This window comes from Leifsonia sp. YAF41 (genome assembly GCF_052113185.1).
In the GTDB taxonomy this organism is placed as follows: Bacteria; Actinomycetota; Actinomycetes; order Actinomycetales; family Microbacteriaceae; genus Cryobacterium.
In genome coordinates, this window is the sequence record NZ_JBFRCS010000012.1 from 76,700 (window position 1) to 100,498 (window position 23,799).

At 62.0% G+C, this 23,799-nt stretch carries 21 protein-coding genes; 14 read left to right on the plus strand and 7 right to left on the minus strand.

What is annotated here, in order from left to right:
- Positions 1–17: 17 nt before the first annotated feature.
- Positions 18–590, minus strand: a complete 573-nt coding sequence (locus AB4Y63_RS14615; protein ID WP_441791793.1) for a GtrA family protein — start codon at positions 588–590, stop codon at positions 18–20.
- A gap of 156 nt (positions 591–746) precedes the next feature.
- Between AB4Y63_RS14615 and AB4Y63_RS14620 the strand changes: the two genes are divergently transcribed.
- Genes AB4Y63_RS14620 through AB4Y63_RS14630 form a run of 3 tightly spaced genes read left to right on the plus strand, consistent with a single transcriptional unit; the run spans position 747 to position 3,850 of the window.
- Complete coding sequence (locus AB4Y63_RS14620) at positions 747–1,883, plus strand: 5-(carboxyamino)imidazole ribonucleotide synthase (protein WP_441791794.1); 1,137 nt, start codon at positions 747–749, stop codon at positions 1,881–1,883.
- A 24-nt stretch (positions 1,884–1,907) separates the two neighbouring features.
- Complete coding sequence (gene purE, locus AB4Y63_RS14625; RefSeq protein ID WP_441791845.1) at positions 1,908–2,492, plus strand: 5-(carboxyamino)imidazole ribonucleotide mutase; 585 nt, start codon at positions 1,908–1,910, stop codon at positions 2,490–2,492.
- A complete protein-coding gene (locus AB4Y63_RS14630; protein ID WP_441791795.1) occupies positions 2,489–3,850 on the plus strand; it encodes an LCP family protein in 1,362 nt (453 codons plus the stop codon). Before purE ends, AB4Y63_RS14630 begins: the two co-directional genes overlap by 4 nt.
- An 89-nt stretch (positions 3,851–3,939) precedes the next feature.
- Here AB4Y63_RS14630 and AB4Y63_RS14635 read toward each other — a convergent pair whose 3' ends face one another.
- Complete coding sequence (locus tag AB4Y63_RS14635) at positions 3,940–4,926, minus strand: nitrilase family protein (RefSeq protein ID WP_441791796.1); 987 nt, start codon at positions 4,924–4,926, stop codon at positions 3,940–3,942.
- A gap of 169 nt (positions 4,927–5,095) precedes the next feature.
- Here AB4Y63_RS14635 and AB4Y63_RS14640 point away from each other — a divergent pair, with 169 nt between their 5' ends.
- The 4 genes from AB4Y63_RS14640 to AB4Y63_RS14655 all read left to right on the plus strand — a co-directional run bounded on the left by AB4Y63_RS14640 (position 5,096) and on the right by AB4Y63_RS14655 (position 9,806).
- Positions 5,096–6,115, plus strand: a complete 1,020-nt coding sequence (locus tag AB4Y63_RS14640) for a LysR family transcriptional regulator (protein ID WP_441791797.1) — start codon at positions 5,096–5,098, stop codon at positions 6,113–6,115.
- A 213-nt stretch (positions 6,116–6,328) separates the two neighbouring features.
- On the plus strand, positions 6,329–7,507 hold the full coding sequence (rffA, locus tag AB4Y63_RS14645; RefSeq protein WP_441791798.1) for a dTDP-4-amino-4,6-dideoxygalactose transaminase: 1,179 nt from the start codon (positions 6,329–6,331) through the stop codon (positions 7,505–7,507).
- 34 nt (positions 7,508–7,541) lie between these two features.
- Positions 7,542–8,783: a rhamnosyltransferase WsaF family glycosyltransferase gene (locus tag AB4Y63_RS14650; protein ID WP_441791799.1), complete on the plus strand. Its 1,242-nt coding sequence runs from the start codon at positions 7,542–7,544 to the stop codon at positions 8,781–8,783.
- A gap of 9 nt (positions 8,784–8,792) precedes the next feature.
- Entirely contained in the window at positions 8,793–9,806 is a 1,014-nt protein-coding gene (locus AB4Y63_RS14655) for a glycosyltransferase (protein WP_441791800.1), read from the plus strand.
- On the opposite strand, the gene AB4Y63_RS14660 is transcribed toward AB4Y63_RS14655, so the two are convergent.
- Positions 9,745–10,704, minus strand: a complete 960-nt coding sequence (locus AB4Y63_RS14660) for a glycosyltransferase family 2 protein (RefSeq protein ID WP_441791801.1) — start codon at positions 10,702–10,704, stop codon at positions 9,745–9,747. The two genes, AB4Y63_RS14655 and AB4Y63_RS14660, sit on opposite strands and share 62 nt — an antisense overlap.
- 99 nt (positions 10,705–10,803) lie before the next feature.
- Here AB4Y63_RS14660 and AB4Y63_RS14665 point away from each other — a divergent pair, with 99 nt between their 5' ends.
- Complete coding sequence (locus AB4Y63_RS14665) at positions 10,804–11,091, plus strand: hypothetical protein (protein ID WP_441791802.1); 288 nt, start codon at positions 10,804–10,806, stop codon at positions 11,089–11,091.
- Entirely contained in the window at positions 11,088–12,650 is a 1,563-nt protein-coding gene (locus AB4Y63_RS14670; protein WP_441791803.1) for a glycosyltransferase family 2 protein, read from the plus strand. Before AB4Y63_RS14665 ends, AB4Y63_RS14670 begins: the two co-directional genes overlap by 4 nt.
- Before the next feature lie 107 nt (positions 12,651–12,757).
- Here the strand turns inward: AB4Y63_RS14670 and AB4Y63_RS14675 are convergent, their stop codons facing one another.
- The 3 genes from AB4Y63_RS14675 to rfbB are packed head-to-tail and all read right to left on the minus strand — an operon-like array spanning position 12,758 to position 15,761.
- Positions 12,758–13,924, minus strand: a complete 1,167-nt coding sequence (locus AB4Y63_RS14675) for a glycosyltransferase family 4 protein (protein ID WP_441791804.1) — start codon at positions 13,922–13,924, stop codon at positions 12,758–12,760.
- Positions 13,921–14,775, minus strand: coding sequence for a dTDP-4-dehydrorhamnose reductase (rfbD, locus tag AB4Y63_RS14680; protein ID WP_441791805.1), 855 nt, complete (start codon positions 14,773–14,775; stop codon positions 13,921–13,923). Before rfbD ends, AB4Y63_RS14675 begins: the two co-directional genes overlap by 4 nt.
- Positions 14,775–15,761 (minus strand): dTDP-glucose 4,6-dehydratase, encoded by a 987-nt coding sequence (rfbB, locus tag AB4Y63_RS14685; protein WP_441791806.1) that lies wholly within the window; start codon positions 15,759–15,761, stop codon positions 14,775–14,777. Before rfbB ends, rfbD begins: the two co-directional genes overlap by 1 nt.
- Before the next feature lie 235 nt (positions 15,762–15,996).
- Here rfbB and AB4Y63_RS14690 point away from each other — a divergent pair, with 235 nt between their 5' ends.
- From AB4Y63_RS14690 to rfbA, 5 genes are all read left to right on the plus strand, one after another.
- Positions 15,997–17,436 (plus strand): hypothetical protein, encoded by a 1,440-nt coding sequence (locus AB4Y63_RS14690; RefSeq protein WP_441791807.1) that lies wholly within the window; start codon positions 15,997–15,999, stop codon positions 17,434–17,436.
- A gap of 408 nt (positions 17,437–17,844) precedes the next feature.
- A complete protein-coding gene (locus AB4Y63_RS14695; protein ID WP_441791808.1) occupies positions 17,845–18,726 on the plus strand; it encodes an NAD-dependent epimerase/dehydratase family protein in 882 nt (293 codons plus the stop codon).
- Complete coding sequence (locus AB4Y63_RS14700; RefSeq protein ID WP_441791809.1) at positions 18,723–20,966, plus strand: rhamnan synthesis F family protein; 2,244 nt, start codon at positions 18,723–18,725, stop codon at positions 20,964–20,966. Before AB4Y63_RS14695 ends, AB4Y63_RS14700 begins: the two co-directional genes overlap by 4 nt.
- 86 nt (positions 20,967–21,052) lie before the next feature.
- On the plus strand, positions 21,053–21,661 hold the full coding sequence (locus tag AB4Y63_RS14705) for a dTDP-4-dehydrorhamnose 3,5-epimerase family protein (RefSeq protein ID WP_441791810.1): 609 nt from the start codon (positions 21,053–21,055) through the stop codon (positions 21,659–21,661).
- 3 nt (positions 21,662–21,664) lie between these two features.
- Entirely contained in the window at positions 21,665–22,528 is an 864-nt protein-coding gene (gene rfbA / locus AB4Y63_RS14710) for a glucose-1-phosphate thymidylyltransferase RfbA (protein WP_441791811.1), read from the plus strand.
- A gap of 75 nt (positions 22,529–22,603) precedes the next feature.
- Here rfbA and AB4Y63_RS14715 read toward each other — a convergent pair whose 3' ends face one another.
- Positions 22,604–23,752, minus strand: coding sequence for a glycosyltransferase family 2 protein (locus AB4Y63_RS14715; protein WP_441791812.1), 1,149 nt, complete (start codon positions 23,750–23,752; stop codon positions 22,604–22,606).
- Between the last annotated feature and the right edge of the window lie 47 nt (positions 23,753–23,799).

Consider the following 23,799-nt stretch of genomic DNA (forward strand, 5'->3'; position numbering starts at 1 on the left):
CAGTCGCTGACGTCGACTCAGTCGCTGAAGTCGACCGAGCCGGACACCGACGGGGCGTTTCCGCGAAGCGACGACGTTGCCGTGCCGGCGCGAGGCGTCACCGTCGCGGTCGCGGGCGGCGCTTCTGCACCGCCGGAACGGCCAGGGGCGAAGACCCAATACCGATAAAGCGCAAAGCGGAAAATCGCGCCGAGGAACAGGCCGATCACGTTCGAGGAGATGTTGTCGGCGAGCAGGCTGGTGTAGCCGAGCATGTAATGCGAGATCCAGAGGCAGGCCAAGCCGATGCCCATACCGGCGATGCTGACCGCGAAGAACTCGAGGCCCTCACGCAGCGTCTGCGACTGGCGATTCTTACTGAACGTCCAATACCGGTTGCCGATCCAATTGACCAGGATCGCGAGCACCGTCGAGACGATTTTCGCGTACATCGGGCCGGCATGCACGTTGCTGGGGTCGAAGATCGTGGTGCGCAGCAGGTTGAACACGGCGATGTCGACGGCGAAGCCGAGGAGACCGACTGCACCGAACTTGCCGATCTGTACGCCGAGGGCGAGAAATCGGGAGCGGTTCCACGAGAGAGAAGACATATCAGGGGTCCGGCCGGTTCAGCATTGCAACAACAGTGGGGGAAGATAGAGGTGCTAAAAGAGACTGCGCGCTGGGCAGTCTACGACGCTCCCGAGACGCCTGCCTGAACGCAGACCGACGGCCCTCTGAAAGCTCGCACAGAAATTGGTGGAAACATGACGACCATTGTTGGTGTCATTGGTGGGGGCCAGCTGGCCCGGATGATGATTCCCGCGGCAGTCAATCTCGGCATCGAGATTCGGGTGCTCGCGGAGAGCGACGGTATGTCGGCTGGGCTCGCGGCCTCTGGGGTGGGCGACTACCGAGACCTCGAGGTGGTGCTCGCCTTCGCCGAGACCGTCGATGTGATCACCTTCGACCACGAGCACGTGCCGCAGGAGATCCTGCGTGAGCTGGTCAGCCGTGGCATCGCCGTGCATCCCGGCCCCGACGCCCTGCTCTACGCCCAAGACAAGTTGCTCATGCGCGCAAAGCTCTCTGAACTCGGACTCCCGGTGCCCGATTGGGCGCGCGTCGAGAACTCCGATCAGCTGGCCGCGTTCTTGGCCGATCATGGCGGCCGTGCTGTCGTCAAGACGGCCAGGGGCGGATACGACGGCAAGGGCGTGCGCGTTGTGCGCCACGCACATGAGGCTGACGACTGGTTTCTGGCGCTCGCCGAAGACGCCAACGGCGGCGCCCTGCTGGTTGAGGAGCTCGTGGAGTTCAAGCGGGAACTGGCGCAGCTTGTGGCCCGCCGCCCCTCCGGCGAGATCGTTTCCTGGCCGGTTGTCGAAACGGTGCAGCGCGATGGCGTCTGCGCAGAGGTCATCGCACCGGCGCCTCACTCGTCTGGCCGAATCGCCGACGTCGCCGAGAGCATCGCGCTCGCCGTGGCCGAGGGCATCGGAGTCACCGGAGTGATGGCTGTCGAACTGTTCGAGACGGTCGACGAGCGCCTTCTGATCAACGAATTGGCCATGCGACCGCACAACAGCGGGCACTGGTCGATGGATGGCTCGACCACCGGTCAGTTCGAGCAGCACTTGCGTGCGGTACTCGACCTACCGCTCGGCGGCACTGCGGCGCGCGACACCTGGTCGGTCATGGTCAACATCCTGGGTGGGCCGGCGGAGGGGTCGCTCATGGACCGCTACCCGACTGCGTTGGAGGCCTACCCCAGCGTCAAGGTGCACAACTACGGCAAAGACCCGCGGCCCGGCCGCAAGGTCGGTCATGTCACGGCCGGAGGCGACGATCTTGACGACGTCGCGTACCAGGCGCGTGCCACCGCGGCATTTTTTCAGGACTGAACCCATAAGATCGACTGCGTGCCAGTGAACCCGACGCCCCTGACCCCAGCGCAAGCAACCCCCGCGCCCGTCGCCCCTGCGACGACGGATGCGCCGTCCGGCGACTCCGCTGCCTCGCCGGCGCCGCTCGTCGGCGTCGTCATGGGTTCCGACTCCGACTGGAACGTCATGAGCGACGCGGTTCAGGTGTTGCGCGACTTCGGCGTGCCCTGCGAGGTCGACGTGGTGTCTGCACACCGCACTCCTCAGAAAATGATCGACTACGGGGCATCCGCTCGCGAGCGCGGTCTCAAGGTCATCATCGCCGGGGCCGGCGGCGCAGCTCACCTGCCCGGCATGCTCGCCGCGGTCACCACCCTGCCCGTCGTCGGTGTACCGGTGCCGCTCAGCCGCCTCGATGGCCTGGACTCACTGCTGTCGATCGTGCAGATGCCGGCCGGTGTTCCCGTCGCAACGGTGTCGATCGGCGGCGCTAAGAACGCCGGTTTGATCGCCATCAAGGTGCTGGCCACCGCCGACGATGCGCTGCGCGTCAAACTCGATGAGTATGCGCTCGAGCTTGCAGCACAGGTCGAACAGAAGAGCCGGGATCTCCGATCAAAGCTATGAGCAGTGTGAAGAGCCCCATTCGCTACCCAGAGCTCGGCTCCACGACGGTCATGACCAAGCGCGGCTGGTGGCTGGTCGTGTTGAACTTTGTGGTGCCCGGATCCGCCCAGGTACTGGCCGGCAATCGGCGCCTCGGCCGATTCGGCCTCGGCGCAACCCTCACGCTCTGGACGCTTGCCCTGCTGCTCGGCGTCGCCTACTTGCTCTGGCCGGCCGCCGTCTTCACGATCTTCACCTCGACCGTCGGCCTCTGGGCCGCTGGCGCCGTCCTCGTCTTCTACGCGGTGATCTGGGCGATCCTGACTCTCGACACGATCCGTCTGGTGCGGCTGGTCAAGGCCGCTCCGAGAGCTCGACCCTTCATCGCGGGCTTCGCGGCCGTGCTGATGATTCTTGTCAGCGGCACCGCGGCGTACGGCGCGTATGTCGCCACAACGACCAGTGGATTCCTGTCGTCGGTCTTCGTGGCCGGACCGACCGAGCCGCCGGTCGACGGCCGCTACAACATCCTGCTGCTCGGCGGCGACGCCGGGCCCGACCGCGACGGCCTGCGTCCGGACAGCATTTCTGTGGTCAGTATCGACGCCGAGACCGGGCAAGCCACGATGATCGGGCTGCCGCGCGACCTCGAATCCTTCCCCTTCTCGGCGGGTCCGTTGGCCGATCTCTACCCTGAGGGGTACGGGGCGATCGACGGTTGCGAGGTCGACGTCTGCCAGCTCAACTCGGTCTACACCGAGGTCGAGGTGAAGAGTCCGGAAATGTACCCGGATGCGGAATCGCAGGGCAGCGAACCGGGCATCGAAGGCATGCGTGACGCTGCTCAGGGCATCACCGGTCTCACCATTCAGTACTTCGTGTTGATTGACATGCAGGGCTTCTCCGACTTGATCGATGCCCTCGGCGGTGTCGACATCGATGTCCAGTCCCGCGTGCCGGTGCACAGCGACGACACCTTCACCGATGTCGCCTTCTGGTTCGAGCCGGGCATGCAGCACATGGATGGCTACCACGCGCTCTGGTTCGCCCGCTCGCGTCACGGCACCAGCGACTACGACCGGATGAACCGACAGCACCAGTTGCAAGAAGCGATTCTGGCGCAGGCCAATCCGGCGAATGTGATCTCCAAGTTCGAGGCGGTGGCCAAGGCCGGCACCCAGGTCGTGAAGACCGACATCCCGCAGGGAATGCTCGGTTACTTCGTGAACCTGGCATCGAAGACGAAGACGTTGCCGATCAATGCGGTGAACCTGACGCCGGACAGCGGCATCGATCCGACCGACCCGGACTTCGATCAGATTCTTCAGATGATCGGTACGGCGTTGACCCCGCCTCCGACGGAGTCTCCGGCGCCGTAGCGAACTTCGGTGGTTGAGGAGCGCCCGACGGAGTCGGCCGCGTCTCGAAACCTCGCGAGCCGATCCTCAGACGCACCGATCCTCCCGGATTACCCCCGAACGTCGACCGGGAGGGGCGAGAAACGGGCGGCGCGGGCGCCGAGTTCGTTGCCTTGCCGTTCGGTGAGGATCGCGTAGAGCTCGGGGCGACGCCCCCGGATCCAGCGTCGGCCGGTCGAGGTGGGGATGAGCCCGAGGTCGAGGTCGGCGGTCACGATTGCTGCGTCGGCCACCCAGGTCTCGGCGATGATGGCACCGTAGGGATCGATGATCATGGCATTGCCCGTGCGGATTTCGTCGTCATCCCGGCCGACGCCGTTGCTGAAGAGGATGAAGAGCCCGTTGTCGTGGGCACGAGCGGGCAACCAGCGCAGCAGCCACTCGCGACCGTGCGGCCCGCGGAATGCCGCCTCGATGGCCGCGGGATCGGTCGTGCGGTTATCCCAGAGCGTGGCCGGGATCGGTTTCATGCCGCGCGGGCTTTGCGAGTTGGTACCGCCGGTCTGGTGGGGCGCGACGAGCACGGTCGCGCCGAGCAGCGCCGTGGCGCGCACGTTCTCAACAAGATTGTTGTCCCAACAGATGAGGATGCCCAGCCGCACGCCCCACGGGGTGTCGATGACGGTGAACTGTGAGCCGCTGCTGATCGCCTCATGCTCGAATGCGTGGAGCTTGCGGTGGGTGTGCAGGGCGCCATCCGGAAGGCAGACCGAGTAGGAGTTGTAGAGCAGGCCGTCGTCGCCCCGCTCGAGATATCCGATGCCGATGCCGGCGCCGAGTTCGCGGGCGAGTTCTCGCACCGAGCTGACGTGCGATCCGCTCTCGGGCTCGGCCAGCTCGTGCAGGCGTTCGGGAGTCAGGTTCCGCAGGTGCCAGTAGCCGATCAGGCACATTTCCGGGAACACGACGAGTTGCGCGCCGTCGGCGACGGCGTCAAGCGCCAGTCGGCGGATGGTCGCGAGGTTCGTGTCGGCCTGGTCGGGCACTGCTTCGAACTGCACGACGGAGGCACGGAAGGGTGGTGGTTGGTCGGGCACTGGTTCTCCTTGGGGTGCGGGCTCCTTCAAGCGTCGCTGTGACCCGACCCACTGTCCAATGAGTCCTGGTTGAGTTTCGATTCCGCCCCGGCATCGATCCGCGATCTGCCTCACCGACGCTAACGATGACGGTAAGGAATGGTTGGCGTAGCGTTGATAGGGTTCGGGAATGGACATTCGACGATTGCAAGCGTTCGTCGCCGTCGCCAATCTGGGCCACTTCGGCCGGGCGGCAGAATCGCTGTCGACCACGCAGCCGGCGCTGACCAAACAGATACAAACGCTTGAGCGGGAGACCGGTACCGTGCTGTTTCACCGCGGCCGTCAGGGCGCGGTGCTCACCGCTGCCGGGCAGACGGTGCTGGCCGACGCGATCGATCTCGTGCGTCGGGCAGACGCCCTGGAACAGCGCATGGAACGCGTGGGCGGGGGACGTGCTGGCCTGCTGAGCGTGGGGTTCGGTATGTCATCGATGAACATCGCCCCGAGGGCGGTTGCCGCATTTCGAGCCGCACATCCGTCGATTGACGTCACGCTCGAGGACATGTCGTCGTCGGCGCAGGTCTCCGCTCTCCGGGAGCGACGGCTGAGCGTCGGGTTCATCCGGCATCCTGTTCCTGCTGACATCGCGACGCGAGTGATCAGCGGCGATCAACTTGCCATCGCGCTACCCCGCGGGGAGGGGATTCCGGGGCTTGACCGCGAGTCCGTGCGAGGCTGGCTCGACGCGCGCCCGCTCATCCGTCTCGTTCCCGCGTGCGGCCCGGGTCTCGCGACTCAGATCGACGACCTGTTCACGGATCTGGGATGCCGGCTCGCCGTCCTGCAGGAGACCTCCGATCTGCTCACGGTGTTGGCGCTTGTTGCTGCCGGTGTCGGCGCTGCGCTCGTTCCGGCGAGCATGTCGGCGATTGTTCCCGACGGGGTGAGGCTCGTGCCGGTCCATCTCGTTTCTGCCCGCTGGAGCATTGGAGTTGCCTGGCTGCGCGACAGCACTGACCCGTTGATCCCGAGGTTTCTCGAAGCCGCTCGGGCCGGGGTGACTCCCGGTGGTTGTGTTTCGACAGGCTCAACAACCGAGCCGCGAGCGCCAGCAAGCCTCTTGAAACCGCGCGTGCCGATCTCCAGACAGGCTCCGCCGTTGGTCGAGCCTGTCAGTGACGATGAGTGTGGGGTCGGATCGGTCTGACCCAGAGCCTGTCTGACGCTTTGACTGACCCTTCCAAGAAGGATCTGTATTCAGGCTGACCGATTTGAGCCGGAAGAACACGTTCAACGGCGGGTACCGACTGGGCCCTGGGCGTTCACTGAGAGATTCGCGCGCCGAAATACTTTCCCGTCGCACGCGCCCCGTACACTGTCACGACGGCACACGACAGTGCCACGCTTGGGGGAGCTACACGTGACGGTGCACGACACACACACGCGCGTTTCTAACGCCATACCTTTTTCGCGGCCGTTCAGGACCTCCGGGGAGCTCCGCAACCTCGTCGCCGTGCTCGACTCCGATCACGCCCATGGCGACGGCGATTTCACCCGCGCCGCCAGCCTCCGGTTGCAATCGCTCACCGAGGCCAATCGCGCACTGCTGACCACTTCGTGCACGCACGCGCAGGAGATGTCAATCCGCCTGCTCGGAATCGGGCCGGGCGATGAAGTCATCGTTCCGAGTTTCACTTTTCCGTCAGCGGCTAATGCGATTGCGCTGGCAGGCGCACGCGCCATGTTCATCGACATCGATCCGGAAACGGGCAACATCGACCCCCAACAGGTCGAGGAGGCGGTCGGGCCGAAGACCAAAGCCATTTCGGTGATGCATTACGGCGGCGTTCCTGTTGATATTGAGACCATCATGTCGATTGGCGATGAGTGGGGAATCCCGATCATCGAGGACAACGCTCACGGTCTCGCCGTTCGTGTCGGGGTCGGCGGTGGAGTGTTGGGCAGCTTCGGCGCTGTCGCAACCCAAAGTTTTCATGATACGAAGAATGTTCATTGTGGTGAGGGCGGCGCGTTGTTGATCAACGACCCGGGGCTCGTCGAACAGGCCGAAATTCTCCGCGAGAAGGGGACCAATCGCTCGCAGTTTCTTCGTGGGGAAGTCGACAAGTACAGCTGGGTCGGCCTGGGGTCAAGCTATCTGCTGAGCGAATTCAACGCCGCCGTGCTCGATGCGCAGCTCGAGGAGTTCGACGCGATTCAGGCGCGACGCTTTGCCGTATGGAACCGGTACAGCACCGAATTGGCGGACTGGGCGGGCGAGCATGGCGTCCGTCTGATGGATCCGCCGCACGGCATCCACGCCGCACACCTCTTTTACCTCGTGATGCCGGATTGGGAATCACAATCACTGCTGATCAGCCACCTGAGGCGGCACGGAGTGACAGCCACATTCCACTATGTGCCGTTGGATTCCAGTCCGGCAGGGAAGCGATTCGGGCGGGTTCTCCAGCCGTTGACCCAGAGCGAGGATTTCTCGCGTCGACTGGTGCGACTGCCGCTCTGGGCCGGGATGACGGATGACGAGGTGTCGCGGGTGATCGCCGGAGTCACTTCATACACCGATCAGGGGGGAAACTGAACGTGAATACCGTGACGAACAACGGAGAGAACTCATGAGTGGCGTTACTCGGGTCGTCGACACGATCAAGGCTGAGGGTCTCGGATCGACCGCGTGGAGGAGTGCCAAGTGGCTCTCAACCCGGTACAATCCATTCGCACGAAAGCCCCTTGCGAGTGTGTACCCCGACGAAATCAGCGCGGTCGACTGGACCGAGCAGCGTGATTTCAACGGTGGAGCTTTCGAGGGGCGAGACGGTGCCTACCGAGTCGCGTGGATCATCACGCCCCCAGGACGCACAAGCGGCGGCCACCAAAATGCTTTCCGGTTCATGGAGTTTCTCGAGAAGGCTGGCCACGAGCTCACTGTGTACCTCTATTCGCCGGCCAAGTACCCCGCGGTAAGCATCGATGCGGTCCGACTCATGATGCAAGAAACCACCGCTTACCCCAATCTGAAAGCACAGTTTCGTATCTACGATCCGGCGAACGGATTCGATCAGGGGTACGACGCGCTTTTCGCCTCGGACTGGGAGAACGCGTATTCCGCCTACCGGTACGAAGGACCGGCGAAGCGCTTCTACTTCGTGCAGGACTTCGAACCGGCCTTCTTCGCCGCCGGAAGCGAGTACGTCGTCGCGGAGAACACCTACCGGCTCGGCTTTCACGGTATCTCTGCCGGACGCTGGCTCGCCCGCAAGCTGCAGGACGACTATGGCATGTCTTGCGACTACTACGACTATGCGGTCGACACGACCCGGTACCGGCATGTTAATTCGATGCCGCGCGCTGAGATCCTGTTCTATGTGCGCCCACCGACGCCGCGGCGCGCAACTGAATTCGGCTTGCTTGCGCTCCACGAGTTTCACCGGCTCCGGCCGGATGTGACGATCAACCTCGTCGGCTGGGATATGTCGGGCCTCGACGTCCCGTTCCCCTATGTGAATCATTCCGCCGTCGACATTTCCGCGCTCAATGACATCTACAACCGCTGCGCCGCCGGGTTGGCGCTGTCGTTGACGAACATGTCCCTCCTCCCAATGGAGATCATGTCGAGCGGCGTCGTGCCCGTCGTCAACGATGCGGGCAACACACACGGCTTCTTCGACAGCCCGCACATCGACTACGTCCCGATGTCGCCACGTGCGATCGCCGATCGAATCGTGCAGATTCTCGAGCGTCCGGATGCTGTTGAACATTCGGCCGCGATCGCCCGCTCGGTCGAGGAGACAGACTGGGCAGATCCTGGCGAGACATTTGTGACGGCGTTCGAGCGCACAATGCGCACCTCGCTCTAGGCTCGCGCGATGGAAGAAGTTGCCGCCGCCGCAACAATCGACGCGACAATCGTCATTCCGACCTTGAACGGCGAACCGTACCTCGGCGCCATCCTTGACGCCCTGAAAGCGCAGGATTTCACTGGGGAATACGAGGTGCTCGTCATCGACTCCGGCTCGTCCGATGGCACGATGGATATTGTGCGAGCGCGCCCCTGGGTGCGTCTGCACGAGATTCCGAATGAGGAGTTCGGGCATGGCACGACCCGGAACCTCGGCGCGCGACTTGCGCGCGGCCGCATGATCGCCTATCTGACACAGGATGCAGTGCCATCGAATGCACAGTGGCTGACGGAGATCACGGCGCCGCTTGACCCGCAGGGCCTCGATGCCGTCGCCGTCATGGGTAAGCAGATCCCCCGGCGACAGTGTTTTCCTCTGCTCAAGTACGAGATTTTTGGAGTCTTCGCCCGGTTTGGGTCCGATCTCGGCACCACCGTCTTCAGCCGGGGTGAGGGGGAGCGCACCCCACAGCAGCTCTATGAGCTGTCGTTTTATTCCGACGTGAACTCCGCCACACGGCGGGACTTCCTGCTGAATGTCATTCCCTATCAGGACCTCCCGTACTCGGAGGACTTTGCGTTCGGGCGCGACGTCATCGAGGCCGGCTATCGCAAGGCATATGCTCCGCAGGCCTGCGTCGAACACTCCAACGACATGACCCTCCGTGAGTACGGAAAACGGATTTTCGACGAGACGATTTCTCGGCGTCGCGTGGGCCACGACGTGCGCAAGATCGGTCGGGGGCGCCAGGTGCTGTACACCGGCTACGGCGTTCTGCGGGACTCGGCACGAATCCTACGCGACAGGGACTACAGCATCCGCAGGAAACTGTACTGGCTGGTGGTCAACCCGGCTTTCCACGCCGTGAAATGGCAGAGCTACTACCGTTCACTCCGCACTGGACTGGACGACCACGCCGCTATTGAGGCGGGTTCGCTGGAGAGGGAGAAGCTCCGCTCTGTGCGCCGCGACGTGGCGTGAGGATCGCGCGCAGAGCGGGCGGAATGGGTCCGCGTTTTCGGATCAGGCCGTGAGTCGCGCCGACCAGCGTCGCAACCAGCTGCCGCACGCCGTGCGGGCCTGAGACGATGGTCGTCACCGTGGGTGAAAACTCCCGTTTGATCGCGGAGAGCACCCACCGGGGCTTGACTGTGGCGAAGCGCAGGTAGAGATCCACGTTGTTGCGGGCGATGAAGTAGCGGCGAACTGGGCCGTGGTACTCGTAGCTGGCGGCGCGGCCGCCCCGCCTGAGCTGGATTCCACATGGTCGCAGCGGCACGCGTTCGCCCAACGAGTGACGGATGTCGGTGCCAGGGCCAACCGCGATGCGGTAGCCGAGCATGTTGATCCGCAGGCAGAACTCGGTATCGACGCAGTCGATGAAGAGTTCCTCATCGAACAGGCCGCACTCGCGCAGGCATTCGGCGCTGATCAGAAAGCCGGATTGGATTGCTTCCCTGACCAATCCGAGTCCCTCCGCAGTCCACGCTTCAGGGATGGACGGCATACCGTTGATGCGATCGGAGCAGACCACACCCAGCCGTGTCTCCGGCGACGCGATCTCGAAAGCGCCCAAGCACGCTGCGACGTAATCGTCAGGGATGGTCGAGTCCTGGTCCATTGTCAGCACATACCGCGCTCCGCGAGCGAGCGCGAGTTCCGTGCCGGCATTGAGGGCGGCGGCGATGCCTCGATTGCTGCTGCTCCGAAGCACCTCGTATCCGTGCGCCTCGACCTCCGCCAAGAGTGCGCCCGAATGTGCGGGGCTCCCATCGTCGACAACGATCACCGCATCGACCTGAGCCGCCAGCGCGTCAAGCCGATCGATGAGAGTGCTGTCGGGGTTGAAGGTGGGAACGACGGCGGTTATACGGCTCACTTCGACGGATCCACTTTCCTTTTCCTGCGCGTCTCTCGGCACCCGAGGCGACAGAGCTACAGTAGTGTACGTGCGATATCGAGGGGAAACGATCACGCTGTGACCGAACCAGACCAGAAGTCATGGACCGCCGCAGAAGCCGAGGCTTCGCGGCAGGACCTCTTGATCTCTCTCGAGCGTCAGCTTGCACTGGTCGATCGTGTCATCGGCCTTGAGGCGCAGCTGGCCGAACTTGCTATCGCGGACTCGCTGACCCCGACAGAAGAGCTTGCTGCGGAGCGGCAGTTGGTGCTCATGCGCCATTCATCGGCCTGGCGGATGGGGCGCCTGATCACAGCACCCGCACGGGTCGCCCAGCGGATCGTGCGGCGCGGGCGCGGCGCGTGAGCCCACACTTTCGCTTCGTCGCTCCGGCGGACGTCGCGCGTGCGACATTTTCGGTGTTTGTGGCCGGGCAAGGACGTTCACCCTCCTCGATCACTGCCGCAGTGCGCTCTGTTGCGCGGCAAACTTCGCCGGCATCGGACGTCGTCTGCGTGATCGACCACACGGCCGCCGCCACGGTAGGCGCCGCGCTGGCGACCTCGCCGGAGACCGCCCGCGTCACGATTGTGGCGACCGAGGGGGATGATGCGGCGATCCTGAACCAGACGCTCGCTGAGATGCATGGCGACCATCTCGTCTGGATCGATGCGGATGCCACGCTGAAGCCCGGCGCACTGGAGGCCGTCGCCGAGGTGGTGGGCCGATTCCCCGATACGGATCTCGTGTACACCGACTGCGAGAATGCGGCGCAGGGCGGACGAAGTAGCGTGCCACGGAGTCGCCCAGCTCACTCGCCGGTGCGGTTGCGCTCGCAGGACTATCTCGGTCAGTTCCGGGTCTTTCGCGCAGCGACGGTGCGAGAGACCGGCGGTTTCCGCTCCGGTGCGACAGGTGCTCACGAGCTGGACCTCGCGCTCCGCGTGCCCGGGCAGAACGCCCGCGTCGTTCATCTTCCTGAGGAGCTGTACGTCGTTTCCGGGTCTGCCCCAACATTCAGTGTGACGGCGACCGCCGCTGCGGTGGGCGTGGTTGAAGATCACCTGGAATCGCTGGGGATTGACGCCACGGTGTCGGTGCTCCCGAACGGCACGCGAAGCATCAGCTACCCGCTTCAGAAGCACCCGCTGGTCTCGATCATCGTCCCGACGCGGGGCGGCAGCGGTCACGCGAGGGGCCGGAACCAGACCTTTGTCGTCGAAGCCGTGCGCGGGATTGTCGAACGCTCCACCTATCCGAACATTGAATTCGTTGTCGTCGCCGACGACGAGACGCCACAGACGGTCATCGACGACCTCGTTGTTGTCGCCGGAGAACGGCTTCGACTGGTCCGCTGGTCGTCGACGTTCAACTTCTCGGCGAAGATGAATCGTGGCGCGGCTTACGCCAACGGGGAGTACTTGCTGCTGCTCAACGACGATATCGAACTGATCACTCCCGACTGGATCGAGAGAATGCTCGGGCTCGCTCAGCAGCCCGGCATCGGGTATGTCGGAACACTTCTCTACTTCGACGACGAGACGATCCAGCACGGTGGCCACCTGTACCGTGACGGTCATGCGGGGCACATCGCGATCGGATGGTCGGCAGACCAGGACGACGATCTTGGGTCACTCTCCGTTGACCGAGAAGTCTCCGGGGTGACTGCAGCGTGTGGGTTGGTCTCCGCCGAGCTGTATTGGAGAGTGGGCGGTTTCTCCACGCTCCTCCCGGGAAACTACAACGACGTCGATTTCTCAATGAAGATTCGGTCCAGGGGTGAATCGATCGTCTGGACGCCGCACGCGCGGCTGTATCATTTCGAATCGAAATCCCGTGTTGCCACAGTTGCCCCGTCCGAGCTCACTGCCCTGCAAAAGCGTTGGGGGAGCCGGCTTCAGATCGATCCGTACTGGCCCAACTAGTTTCACCGGTGGTCGTGTCTCGACAGGCTCGACAACCGGTCGAGACCACGCGAGCCGATCTCACGATCCGGTCACCAGATCTCGACAAGATCGATCACGGGCAGGAACTACAGGTCGGCGTGCAGCTGCCAGACGCGCTCGGCGGAGTCCCGCCAGCTGAACGCCTTCGCGCGGTCGCTGCCGAAGACGCGCAGCCGGTCGGCCAGCTCCCGGTCGCCGAGCACACGGTCGAGAGCGGCCGCCAATCGCTCCGGGTAGCCCTCGGCGTCGTTGCGTTCGACCACGAAGCCGGCGTCACCGGCGGTCTCGACCAGCGCCGGCGCATCCGAATGGATCACCGGGGTGCCCATTTTGAATGCCTGGATGATTTGGAGGCCGAATCCCTCGGCCAGGCTCGGCGCCACGAAGACAGCGGCGCGCGACATGATCAACGCGACGTTCTCGTCGGAGAGGCCCGAAATGGCTCTCACGCGTCCGGCGGGCAGTCCGGCCTCGTCGGCGACGGCGGCCAGATCGAGCTCGCCCCAGCTATCGGGACCGAGCACGAGGAGGGAAAGATCGGGGGCTCCGGGGCGACCGAGCGCCGCGATCAGCGCCGTGACGGCTTTGCGGGGCTCGAGAGTGCCGGCGGTGAGGATGTACTCGGCCGGCAGGTCGAGTGCGGCCAGGCGCTCGGCGATCAGCTCGTCGGCGAAGCTCCGCGCGAGCTCCGCGCCGGGCAGATGAAAGGTGCGGCTGAGCGCCGGGCCGATCACACGCACCCGATCGCCGAGATCGACGATCTCGGCGAGCTCTGCGGCCACCGCGTGGCTCGGAACGACGACGGCATCCGCGTGCTTGCGGGCTCGCTTCAGCATGCCTTTCGACCACGCGACTGTCGCCGTGGTGAAGGCTTCCGGATGCGACAACGCAAGGGTGTCATGCACCGTCACGGCGACCTGCGTGCCGCCGTTCACGCGGTCGTGGCGGCGGAGCGGGGCCAGCAGGCTCGGCGAGTGAATCATTCCCGGACCGGGGGAGGAGGTGATTCCGAGTTGCCAGGCGGCGGCCAGTTCGCGGCGAGCGAGGGTCGTCTTGTACAGGCCGGAAAGGCCGGGAAGCCGTTCCTCGACGAGGGAGTACTCGGCCGGGGTCGACGACGAGACAATGCCTTCGACCTCGCAGCCAGCGGGGGCCGCCGTGATCAGTGCCTGCGTGAGTTGCTCGGTGTAACGCCCGATACTGCCGGGCACCGGTGCAATCAGCTGGTCGACGACAACCCGTAGCGTGGTCATACGGTTCCCAAAACTCCCTGTTGTGCTGCTGCGGCGAGGGCGGCCCTCCAGTCGCGCATCGGCTCAAGGCCGGCCAGTTTCCAGGCGTCGTGCCCGAGCACCGAGTACGACGGGCGCGGCGCCGGTCGCACGAACTGAGAGCTGTCGGTCGGCTTCACGCGCTCGGGGTCGAGCCCGGCTTCGGCGAAGACGGCGCGCGCGAAGTCGAACCAGCTCGCCTGGCCGCTGTTGGTGCCGTGGTAGATACCGGACGGGGCATCCGAGTCAACCAGTGCCACGATCTGCCGGGCAAGGTCCATCGACCAGGTGGGTTGCCCGACCTGGTCGGTGATGACCGTGACCTCCGGATGCGACGCTGCCAGACGCAGCATGGTGGTCGCGAAGTTCGCACCGTGTTGGCCGTACAGCCAGGCGGTGCGCACAATGTAGGTGCCCGACGGATGCGCTTCCAGGGCGAGACGCTCGCCTTCAGCCTTGGTGCGGCCATATGCGCTGACCGGGTGGCACGGTGTCGACTCAGGGTAAGGCGTCGTGCCGGTGCCGTCGAAGACATAGTCGGTCGACACAGTGACGAGCGTGGCGCCGGTTTCGGCTGCCGCAATGGCCAGGTTCTGGGGACCGAGCGCGTTCACCGAGTATGCGGCATCCTCGTTTGTCTCAGCGTCGTCGACCTTGGTGAACGCGGATGCGTTGATGATGACGTCATGGCCTGCTGCTGCGGCGCGCGCGGCCGCCAGGTCGGTCACGTCCAGGTCGGCCCGGCCCAGGGGGGTCACGTCACGATCTACAAGAACCGACTGCAGGTCGCGACCGAGCATGCCGGTAGCACCGGCAATGAGAAAACGGGTCATCAGCTGAGGGCCGCGCGTTCCTTCAGCGGCTCCCACCAGGAGCGGTTGTCGCGGTACCACTGCACGACATCGGCCAGACCCTGCTCGAAGGGAACCTGCGGCTCATAGCCGAGTTCGGCGCGGATCTTGCTGATGTCGACCGAGTAACGCAGGTCGTGGCCGAGACGGTCGGCGACGCGGTCGACATACGACCAGTCCTTGCCGGTCGAGTCGAGCAGCATCTGGGTGAGCTCCTTGTTGGTGAGCTCTGTACCACCACCGATGTTGTAGATCTCACCGGCGCGACCGCCGACGAGCACCATGGCGATGCCGCGGGTGTGGTCGTCAACGTGCAGCCAGTCACGGATGTTGTTTCCCTCGCCGTAGAGAGGAACGTGCTTGTCGTCGATGAGGTTCGTGACGAACAGCGGGATGACCTTCTCCGGGAAGTGGAAGGGTCCGTAGTTGTTCGAGCAGCGCGTGATCGAGACGTTGAGGCCGTGGGTGCGGTGGTAGCTGCGGGCGAGCAGGTCGCTGCCGGCCTTCGACGCCGAGTAGGGCGAGTTGGGCTCGAGCGGGCGCTCTTCATCCCACGAGCCTTCGGCGATCGAGCCGTAGACCTCGTCGGTGGAGACGTGCACAAAACGCTTGAGGTCGTTGCGTAGCGCTGCGTCGAGCAGCTGTTGGGTGCCGAGCACGTTGGTCTCGACGAAGATCGAGGCATCACGTACTGAACGGTCGACGTGTGACTCAGCCGCAAAATGAACGACGGCGTCGACGTCGGGGAACAGCGTGTCCAGCAGGGCACCGTCGCGGATATCACCCTTGACGAAGGTGTAGCGCGGCGAGTCGGCGACGGAGGCCAGATTCGCGAGGTTGCCCGAGTATGTCAGCGCGTCGAGAACGACGACGTCTGCCCCTTCGAGGCCGGGGTAGGCGTCTTCGAGTGTGCGGCGAACAAAGTTCGAGCCGATGAACCCGGCGCCGCCGGTGACGAGAATTTTCATAGAAAAGTAACCATTCCGTTCGCTTGTACTCCGTGAAGATTCTAGTCTGATCACGCTACGTGAACGCTGGCAGGAATCGGTGATGTCGTTGATGCCGGAGGTCTGCCGTTACGATTCTCATTCCTTTTGGCCCAGTCCATCCGTGCAAAAATTGTCAATTGTCGGCACATGACCGTCTGGCGCGTCCAGCGTCTCGGGTCGTTGTCGTGATCGTTTGGATGGAGGAAGTCCCGGGATGTCTCGAGTGATGATTTGCACGAACCACATGCGGAACTTGGCGGGCTCGGAAGTCGTGACGCTCGAGTTGATTGAGTACTTCCTGGATCGCGGTTGGTATGTGGATGTGTACACCAATGATTTGGGCACACCAGTGCTCGACGAAATTGTCTCTTTGCCCTCATGGGGTCGCTTGCGCGTGGTGGTCGCGAGCCCTGAAGAAGAGTTTCCGGACGACTACGACCTGATTTGGATACAACACGGTCTCTTGCCCCCGACGATGATTCGGCGTCTTGAGAGTTCTGGGATTATCGCGCCGATTGTCTGGCACCACCTGTCGAGCTTTATGGCGATTGAGCTTCCGATACTTGCGAGCGTTGAAACGGCTCTGGCGACTGTTTCTACAGTGATCTCACCAGAAGTGAGCGAGCGTGTCATGGACTTCGGGCTGAGCCAAGGTCGCGTGAGGCTGTTCGACAACCCCGCGCCAGACGCGTTTGGCAACTTTGCCACGCCGGTTCGTAAGCCTGAGGTTGAGCGGATACTCATCGTCTCGAACCATCCACCAGAGGAAGTGAGCCGCGCGGCTCAGCAACTGGAAGCGGAGGGAGTGCGAGTCGACTTTCTTGGCGAGGGGAAAAACCCTCAAAGAGTCACTCCCGAATTGTTGGCTGAGTACGACGGAATAATTACCATTGGCAAGACGGTGCAGTATGGGCTATCCATGGGCATACCTTGCTACGTGTATGACCATTTCGGTGGGATTGGTTGGCTGAGCGAGGAAAACCTGGAGTCTGAGCTTCACCACAATTTCTCAGGACGGGCGACAGGTCGTCGGGTGGCAGCGGATGTGATTGCACGTGAGTTGCGAGATGGATTTGAAGCTGCGTCAAGCTTCTCTCACGAGCGCCGCAACGAATTCGCTGAGCGCTGGCGGTTGTCTGGTCAGATGGAGCGACTGCTTGGCGATCCACGGCTCACCGAAGCAGGTAGGACCACTATTTCGGCCCCGCTTGCGCAGCAATACAATACATTTCTCTCGCTGCACGGTGACTTGTATCGATTGGTGGTCAAGCTTCAATTGGACCTCGGGGAGATGGATCGCAAGATCATCACAGGGACGCTCTTGGCTGAGTCGCTTCAATGCGAGAGGGACGCGCTTCACTCAGAACTCCAGGATTCTCGCGCTGAAGTGGTCGAGCTGAAGCGCGAAGCGTTGAGAACCGCGGAGCGCCAGGAGCATTCTGAGTTATTTCGCAGAGCTAGCGCAATACTGTCATCCCGACGGTGGCGGGTGGCGACACGCATTCGTCGGCTCATCCGGCCGTTCGCGTCACCGATGCTCACGAAAGATGTCGCCTACGAGATGAGCGTTCCCGAGCTGACGGCCGCGCTCCAGGCCGTGGAAGAATCGATTTCGATGCAGATTGGGCGCCGTTTCCTTAAGCCCTCATCCTGACAGGGGAAGCGTTCCCACTTCCACGTTGGGTCGCCAACGCCAGCTGATGAGTGCCCTTGGAGTGTCTCACGATGACTCTGCCTGGCTGCGAGGCGGTCTAACTCGTGGCACATCGTGCCGCCACGTGCTTGCCGAGGTCTGCGTCGGTGACGCCGCAGATGCGTCCGCGTTGACGGCGTCCGACACGCTTGTAGTGGAGGGGATGGTCGCGAACGGCGTGGGCCGCCCAGTATCGACCCTCGGGTTCAGTTCCGGCGCCATTTTTCCTGATCAAAAATCCATTCTCGGTTCAAAGCTCTGCTCAACCAGACAGGTAGATCATGGCTAAATGACCGACCGTCGGCGGGTCGAAGGGGAATTTGAGTTCCTTCGTTCCGCTACTCTTTTGGTTGACTATGAGAATTCAGAATGCGGGGAAGTGAATTGTCGAAGCGGATACTCGTGACGGGCGCGGGAGGCTACATGGGGCGCCACGTGGTCGAGGCTCTCCTGGACCGTGGGGCCGATGTCGTGGCCATCGACCGACGCGCGCTCAGTCGACCCAGCGCGATTGACTCGCGGGCCACCATATTGGCGACCGATATCTTCCAAGTCGAAGGCGACGTCATGGCTGAGTTCGGTTACCCGGACGTGTGCGTTCATCTCGCTTGGGAGGACGGATTTGTTCACAATTCACCGGTTCACATGGACCGACTATCTGACCATTTTCGGTTTCTTACATCGCTGACCCGTGCTGGCTTGAAGCAACTTGTGGTGCTGGGCAGCATGCACGAGGTCGGTTACGTCGAGGGTGCCATTGACGACACCACTCCAACGAACCCCATGTCCTTGTACGGAATTGCGAAAGATTCTCTACGTCGGTCGTTGTCGGTATCGCTGGAAGGGAAGGACACCGTCTTACAGTGGCTGCGTTGTTTCTATGTGTATGGTCACGACGAGGGCGGTCAGTCAATCTTTTCCAAGATCTCGGCCGCCGCCGCGCGGGGCGATGAGACATTTCCGTTCACAAGCGGGAAGAGCAAGTACGATTTCCTGGAGGTCAGAGAGCTCTCAGAGCAAGTCGCGGCCGTCGCGATGCAGACTGATGTCGATGGCGTGATCAATTGCGGTTCGGGCGAAGCGACCGAATTGAGAGCGCAGGTCGAGCAGTACATCCAAGATCGGGGATTCGACTTGAGGCTTCTCTATGGCGCGTACCCGGATCGGCCGTACGATTCGCCTGGAGTGTGGGGGAATAATCGGAAGATCCGGTCAATCATGGCGAACGCGTCAGGAGCCCTGCTGGCATGATCATTGACCCTGTAGGGCCAACATCGCGACTGGGGATCTATTTCTTCTACGATGCAGATGGTGTTGTCGACGACTACGTCGTTCATTTTCTTCGCGAGCTGAACTCGAACCTGAGCGAACTCATCGTTGTCTGCAATGGGAAGCTCACTGCTGAGGGCCGGGCACGGTTGTCGAGTATTGATGGCGCTCAGGTCATTGTGAGGCCGAATAAGGGATTCGATGTCTGGGCATACAAAGCTGCCCTGGACTCGAAGGGTTGGGAGGCCCTCGCCGAGTACGACGAGGTTATTATGGTGAATTTCACCATCATGGGCCCCACGCACCCGTTCGAAACCATGTTCAGCGAGATGGATAGTAGAGACCTCGATTTTTGGGGTATCACTGTTCACAACGGTGCGACTTTCGATCCGTGGGGAACCATGGAAGACGGGTACATCCCGCTTCACCTTCAGTCACATTTCATAGCTGTGCGCCGATCAATGCTGATCGGGACTGAGTTCCAGTCGTATTGGGACAACATGGTTCCAATTGAGTCCTATGGCGATGCAGTTTCAAAACATGAAGCCATTTTTACCAAGCGATTTTCCGACGCGGGATTTCGGTGGTCGGCGTTTGTTGATACAGCCGACCTCGTCGGTAAGGTCTACTACCCGCTTTTCAATATGCCAGTGGATTTGATCGAAAATCGCGGCTGTCCGATATTCAAGCGGAAGAGTTTTTTCGCCGATCCAACGGTGTACCTCGATGAAAATGCCAATCAGCCCGCTCGTCAGCTGATTGACTATCTTCACGATTCAGGACGGTATGACAGCGCTTTGGTGTATCGGCACCTTGCTCGCTCGTCCAACCAGTACGATTTGCGGATGGCGTTGAACCTCGACGAGGTGCTCTCGTCGGCGCCGGTCGCGAGGTCAGAGAGTCACGCCCGAACTGCCGTTTTTGTTAACGGGGCAGCCAGGGACGCAGAACTCTGGCTTGAGCAAGCTCGGCTGAGTGCAACCGACGCCGACATCTTCTTGCTCCTGGGTGAGGATGCAGAGATCGAAGGTCAGGTCGAACCCAGCGCCCGCACTCTTTCGCCACTGGTGCGCGTCGTCGACACACGGGACGGATCTGCGCTGCACATGGCCGTGGAGCTCTCACAGGACTACGAGTTCGCATGCTTCGTTGATGCCGAACGCGACCAGCCGACCTTCCCCGAGTCAATCCAATATGCGCAGCGTGATCAGGCGAGGGAAGCCGTACTCGCCAGCCAGGGATACGTATCGAATGTCATCGACTTTTTTGAGACTCATGACTCCTGCGGAATGCTCGTCCCGCCACCCCCCGTGCACGCGGGATACTTCGGATCCCTCGGTCTCGATTGGACGGATGATTTCGAACCAGTTGTCGGGACGTTAGAGGCTCTCGGACTGACCGTTCCGGTTTCACCAGAGAAGCCGCCGGTGGTGCCAATTTCGGGTGTCTTCTGGTTCCGCACCTCTGCTCTCGCTCGGCTGATCGACCTCGCGCAGAATTCCACATCCGGAACGGCGTTGACCACCGGGCAGTGGCGGCTATTGTTGCCACTCGTCGTGCAGGGAGCGGGGTACTTCGTCCACTACTCGATGCCGGAGAACGTGGCTCGAAACCGGTTGACGAACATGACGCACTATTTGGAAGCACTCAACCGTCGCATCGGGTCAGGAGTCGGCGACCGGTTTTCAACCGTTGACGTCCGAATGTCTGAACTGGCACGGCTTTCCGCGGTCTACTCTCCCGCGCAATTAGTGGTGAGTGTCTATTGGGATCGGGGAGAGGGGTTTGGCGAAGGGGACAAGCTGTCCCTTCCCTACGACCAGGCGGGGGTGCTGCCTGGCGGAGTGGCTGTCGAGTTCGTGGTGCCTGCCGGAGTAGTCGGAATGCGGGTAGACCCGGTTGAGGGACTCGGATGCGCGTGCCGAGACGTCCGCCTCGAGGGAGGTGCTGGCCTCATTCTTGAGGGAGTCAATTCCATGACGGCACTGGGATTTGACGTATTCGGCGGAGACGATCCACAGTATTTGGTGAGGGGGGAAGTCGCCGAAGGCCAGAAGCTTCGGCTCACGATCGGTGAATTCCATGTGCTTCCAGGTGAGGATAGCCTGATCAAGCTGTTAGGTGGCGCGTTAGCAGAAGTCGAGGAGATCCGCTGGAGTAAGAGCGGGCGGCTGGCTCACAAGCTGCGCGCCGCGAGAAAAAGGCTCCGCCGGACAAGGTGACCAATTCGATCCAACGGACGAGTGCCAACGCGCTTGTTGGTTGGCAAGCTTTGGTGTCGCTGATTCGGGGTTGGTAGAGTTGCTCAGTGCAGATCCGTGAACTTTCCATACCTGATTCCTACGAAATCACGCCCAAGCAGTTCGGCGACGACCGGGGAGTCTTCCTCGAGTGGTACCGCTTCGATAAACTCGAAGAGACCATCGGGCACTCGATCAAGCTGAGGCAGGCGAACACTTCCGTTTCGAAGCGCGGTGTTGTGCGTGGCATCCACTTCGCTGATGTGCCGGTGGGGCAGGCCAAGTACGTCACCGCGACGCACGGTGCCGTACTCGACTATGTGATCGACATTCGTGTCGGATCGCCGACGTTTGGTCAGTGGGACAGCGTGTTGCTTGATGACACCGACCGCCGTGCCATCTACATTGCCGAGGGCCTCGGCCATTGCTTTGTGTCGCTGACCGACGATGCCACTGTCAGCTACCTGGTGACCGATGTCTTCAACCCCACTCGCGAACACGGCATCAACCCGCTTGATGAACAGGTGGGCCTGGTCTTTCCGAAGGAGGCGGGCGAAGCGCTTCTCTCGCCTAAGGACCTCGAGGCGCCCAGCCTCGCTGAGGCTGAGGCATCTGGTCTGCTGCCCACCTGGGGCGACATGCGTGCCTTTTACCAGAGCTTGAACGAGGGGAACTGACTCATGCGAGGAATTATTCTGGCCGGAGGATCCGGCACGCGTCTCTGGCCGATCACTAAAGGCATCTCGAAGCAGCTGATGCCTATCTATGACAAACCAATGATTTACTACCCCTTGTCTACGCTCATGATGGCTGGCATCAGAGAAATTCTGATCATCACGACCCCCGAGTACAACGACCAGTTCCGCGCTCTACTTGGCGACGGCTCCGACCTCGGCATCCGAATCGAGTATGCGGTGCAGCCATCGCCGGATGGACTCGCACAGGCATTCATCATCGGTGAAGAGTTCATCGGCGACGACAGTGTCGCGTTGGTTCTCGGCGACAATATCTTCCACGGGGCGGGTCTCGGTTCGTCTTTGCGCAAGAACCATGAACTCGAGGGTGCGCGCATCTTCGCCTACCACGTGAGCAACCCGACTTCGTACGGTGTCGTTGAGTTCGATGAGAGCATGGCGGCGCTTTCGATCGAGGAGAAACCTGCCAAACCAAAGAGTAACTATGCAGTGCCCGGCCTCTATTTCTACGACAATTCAGTCGTCGACATCGCCAAAACGATTGAGCCGAGTGCGCGCGGCGAGCTGGAGATCAGCACGATAAATGAGCGCTACCTCGAACAGGGCAAGCTTCACGTGCAGGTACTGGACCGTGGCACGGCCTGGCTCGACACCGGAACCTTCGAGTCGATGATGCAGGCGTCAGAGTATGTGCGCGTGATCGAAGACCGCCAGGGGTTCAAGGTGGGTTGCATCGAGGAGATCGCTTGGCGTGCGGGGTGGATCAGTGACGCGCAGCTTGCGGTTCTAGCAGCGCCACTCGTGAAGAGCGGCTACGGAACGTACCTTCAGTCGCTTCCAGAGGGATAGGTCCTCTACGCTTCCAGCGCGAAGCAGCTGTGAATGCTTGGCCCGGACTCGGTCGATGAGGAGGCCGGGCCAACCTCAACTGGTTTTGCTGTCGCGGCGCCGACGAGCTCGGACGTGAGAGCTGAGGCTGTCGATGAAACTCACGCTCCGCCGGCTACGGTAAGCCTGAAGCTCGTCAGAGATTCTCTGAGCGTGAGTATTCGCGGCGGCGAACTCGGTCTTCACTCGGGCGAGCTCGGTCTTCACTCCGGCGAGCTCGGTCTCCGCTATGGCGAGCTCCCGTACGTTCGCACGGAGGGCTTCGATCTCGCGTTCATATGTCAGAAGCATTGAGCCGTAGCGTCGTGCAGCTGAAACAGTTGAGTCTGGCAAATCCTGATCGGGAACGGCCGAAATGTAACGCTCAGCGATTCGAGTGTCTTTCGTGAGTTCGCCGTTGGCAATACCGCGCGCGATCTCGCCCGCATCCGGATGGCGCAAGACGTAGAAGGTCTGAAGGCTCCCCCTCTGCAGTCGGCGGTACTCGCGCATTCCGTGATGATTCGGACTGGGCGTGAGCGCCGGATTACCTTCGTATGCGAGTCCGGCATTGCGTACCTTGCGCTCGAACTGTGTCCATGAACGCCATGGAAAATGCAGCACTTCGAGACCAAGCCCGGGGGGAAGCTCGCCGTGCGAACCGAGGTCGACGAAGTGATTGCCCTGTGAGACCACGACGTCTTCGTGCCCGACATGAACGGTGTTTGGAGTGGAGTGAGCGTGAATCCCGAGGCGGCTCATACTCCCGACAGGGCGCAGATCGCGGTAGACGAGTCGCTGAAGGCCAGTGCCCTCATTGGCCGGATCCCCGGTCATATCGATGACGGGAACGGTGAAGGTTGAAATGTCCGGTGGAATCTTCTCGAACACGTCGCGCAGTGAGTGCTCACTGTTCTGGGAAACCCAGAACTCGTCTGCGTCAGCGTTAACTACCCAATCAGCACCGAACCTACTGAATGCGTCTCGGGCCATACCAGTTACGACACTGTGTTGCTGCTTGCGCTGAACAGGGTCCTGGCGCAGGTCAATGGAGTCACCGAATCCTTGCAGAATCTCATAGGTGCCATCGATAGACCCATTGTCGGTGACAAGGATGGCGTCGAATCCTTGATTGAGGTGGTGCTCGATCGTTGCGCCGATAATGTCGGCTTCATCGCGCACCATCAACGTCAAAGCAAGCTTCATTCTTCCTGCAACTGCCTGTCTGTGACCCCCTCGGAAAAGCGCAGCCC

Excerpts from the sequence above, each read along its gene's own strand:
- AB4Y63_RS14715 (WP_441791812.1), bottom strand. The coding sequence starts at position 23,752 with ATGAAGCTTGCTTTGACGTTGATGGTGCGCGATGAAGCCGACATTATC.
- AB4Y63_RS14615 (WP_441791793.1), bottom strand. The coding sequence starts at position 590 with ATGTCTTCTCTCTCGTGGAACCGCTCCCGATTTCTCGCCCTCGGCGTA.
- AB4Y63_RS14655 (WP_441791800.1), top strand. The coding sequence starts at position 8,793 with ATGGAAGAAGTTGCCGCCGCCGCAACAATCGACGCGACAATCGTCATT.
- AB4Y63_RS14695 (WP_441791808.1), top strand. The coding sequence starts at position 17,845 with ATGCGGGGAAGTGAATTGTCGAAGCGGATACTCGTGACGGGCGCGGGA.
- rfbB (WP_441791806.1), bottom strand. The coding sequence starts at position 15,761 with ATGAAAATTCTCGTCACCGGCGGCGCCGGGTTCATCGGCTCGAACTTT.
- AB4Y63_RS14675 (WP_441791804.1), bottom strand. The coding sequence starts at position 13,924 with ATGACCACGCTACGGGTTGTCGTCGACCAGCTGATTGCACCGGTGCCC.
- rfbD (WP_441791805.1), bottom strand. The coding sequence starts at position 14,775 with ATGACCCGTTTTCTCATTGCCGGTGCTACCGGCATGCTCGGTCGCGAC.
- AB4Y63_RS14630 (WP_441791795.1), top strand. The coding sequence starts at position 2,489 with ATGAGCAGTGTGAAGAGCCCCATTCGCTACCCAGAGCTCGGCTCCACG.
- AB4Y63_RS14690 (WP_441791807.1), top strand. The coding sequence starts at position 15,997 with ATGTCTCGAGTGATGATTTGCACGAACCACATGCGGAACTTGGCGGGC.
- rfbA (WP_441791811.1), top strand. The coding sequence starts at position 21,665 with ATGCGAGGAATTATTCTGGCCGGAGGATCCGGCACGCGTCTCTGGCCG.
- AB4Y63_RS14640 (WP_441791797.1), top strand. The coding sequence starts at position 5,096 with ATGGACATTCGACGATTGCAAGCGTTCGTCGCCGTCGCCAATCTGGGC.
- AB4Y63_RS14700 (WP_441791809.1), top strand. The coding sequence starts at position 18,723 with ATGATCATTGACCCTGTAGGGCCAACATCGCGACTGGGGATCTATTTC.
- AB4Y63_RS14650 (WP_441791799.1), top strand. The coding sequence starts at position 7,542 with ATGAGTGGCGTTACTCGGGTCGTCGACACGATCAAGGCTGAGGGTCTC.
- AB4Y63_RS14620 (WP_441791794.1), top strand. The coding sequence starts at position 747 with ATGACGACCATTGTTGGTGTCATTGGTGGGGGCCAGCTGGCCCGGATG.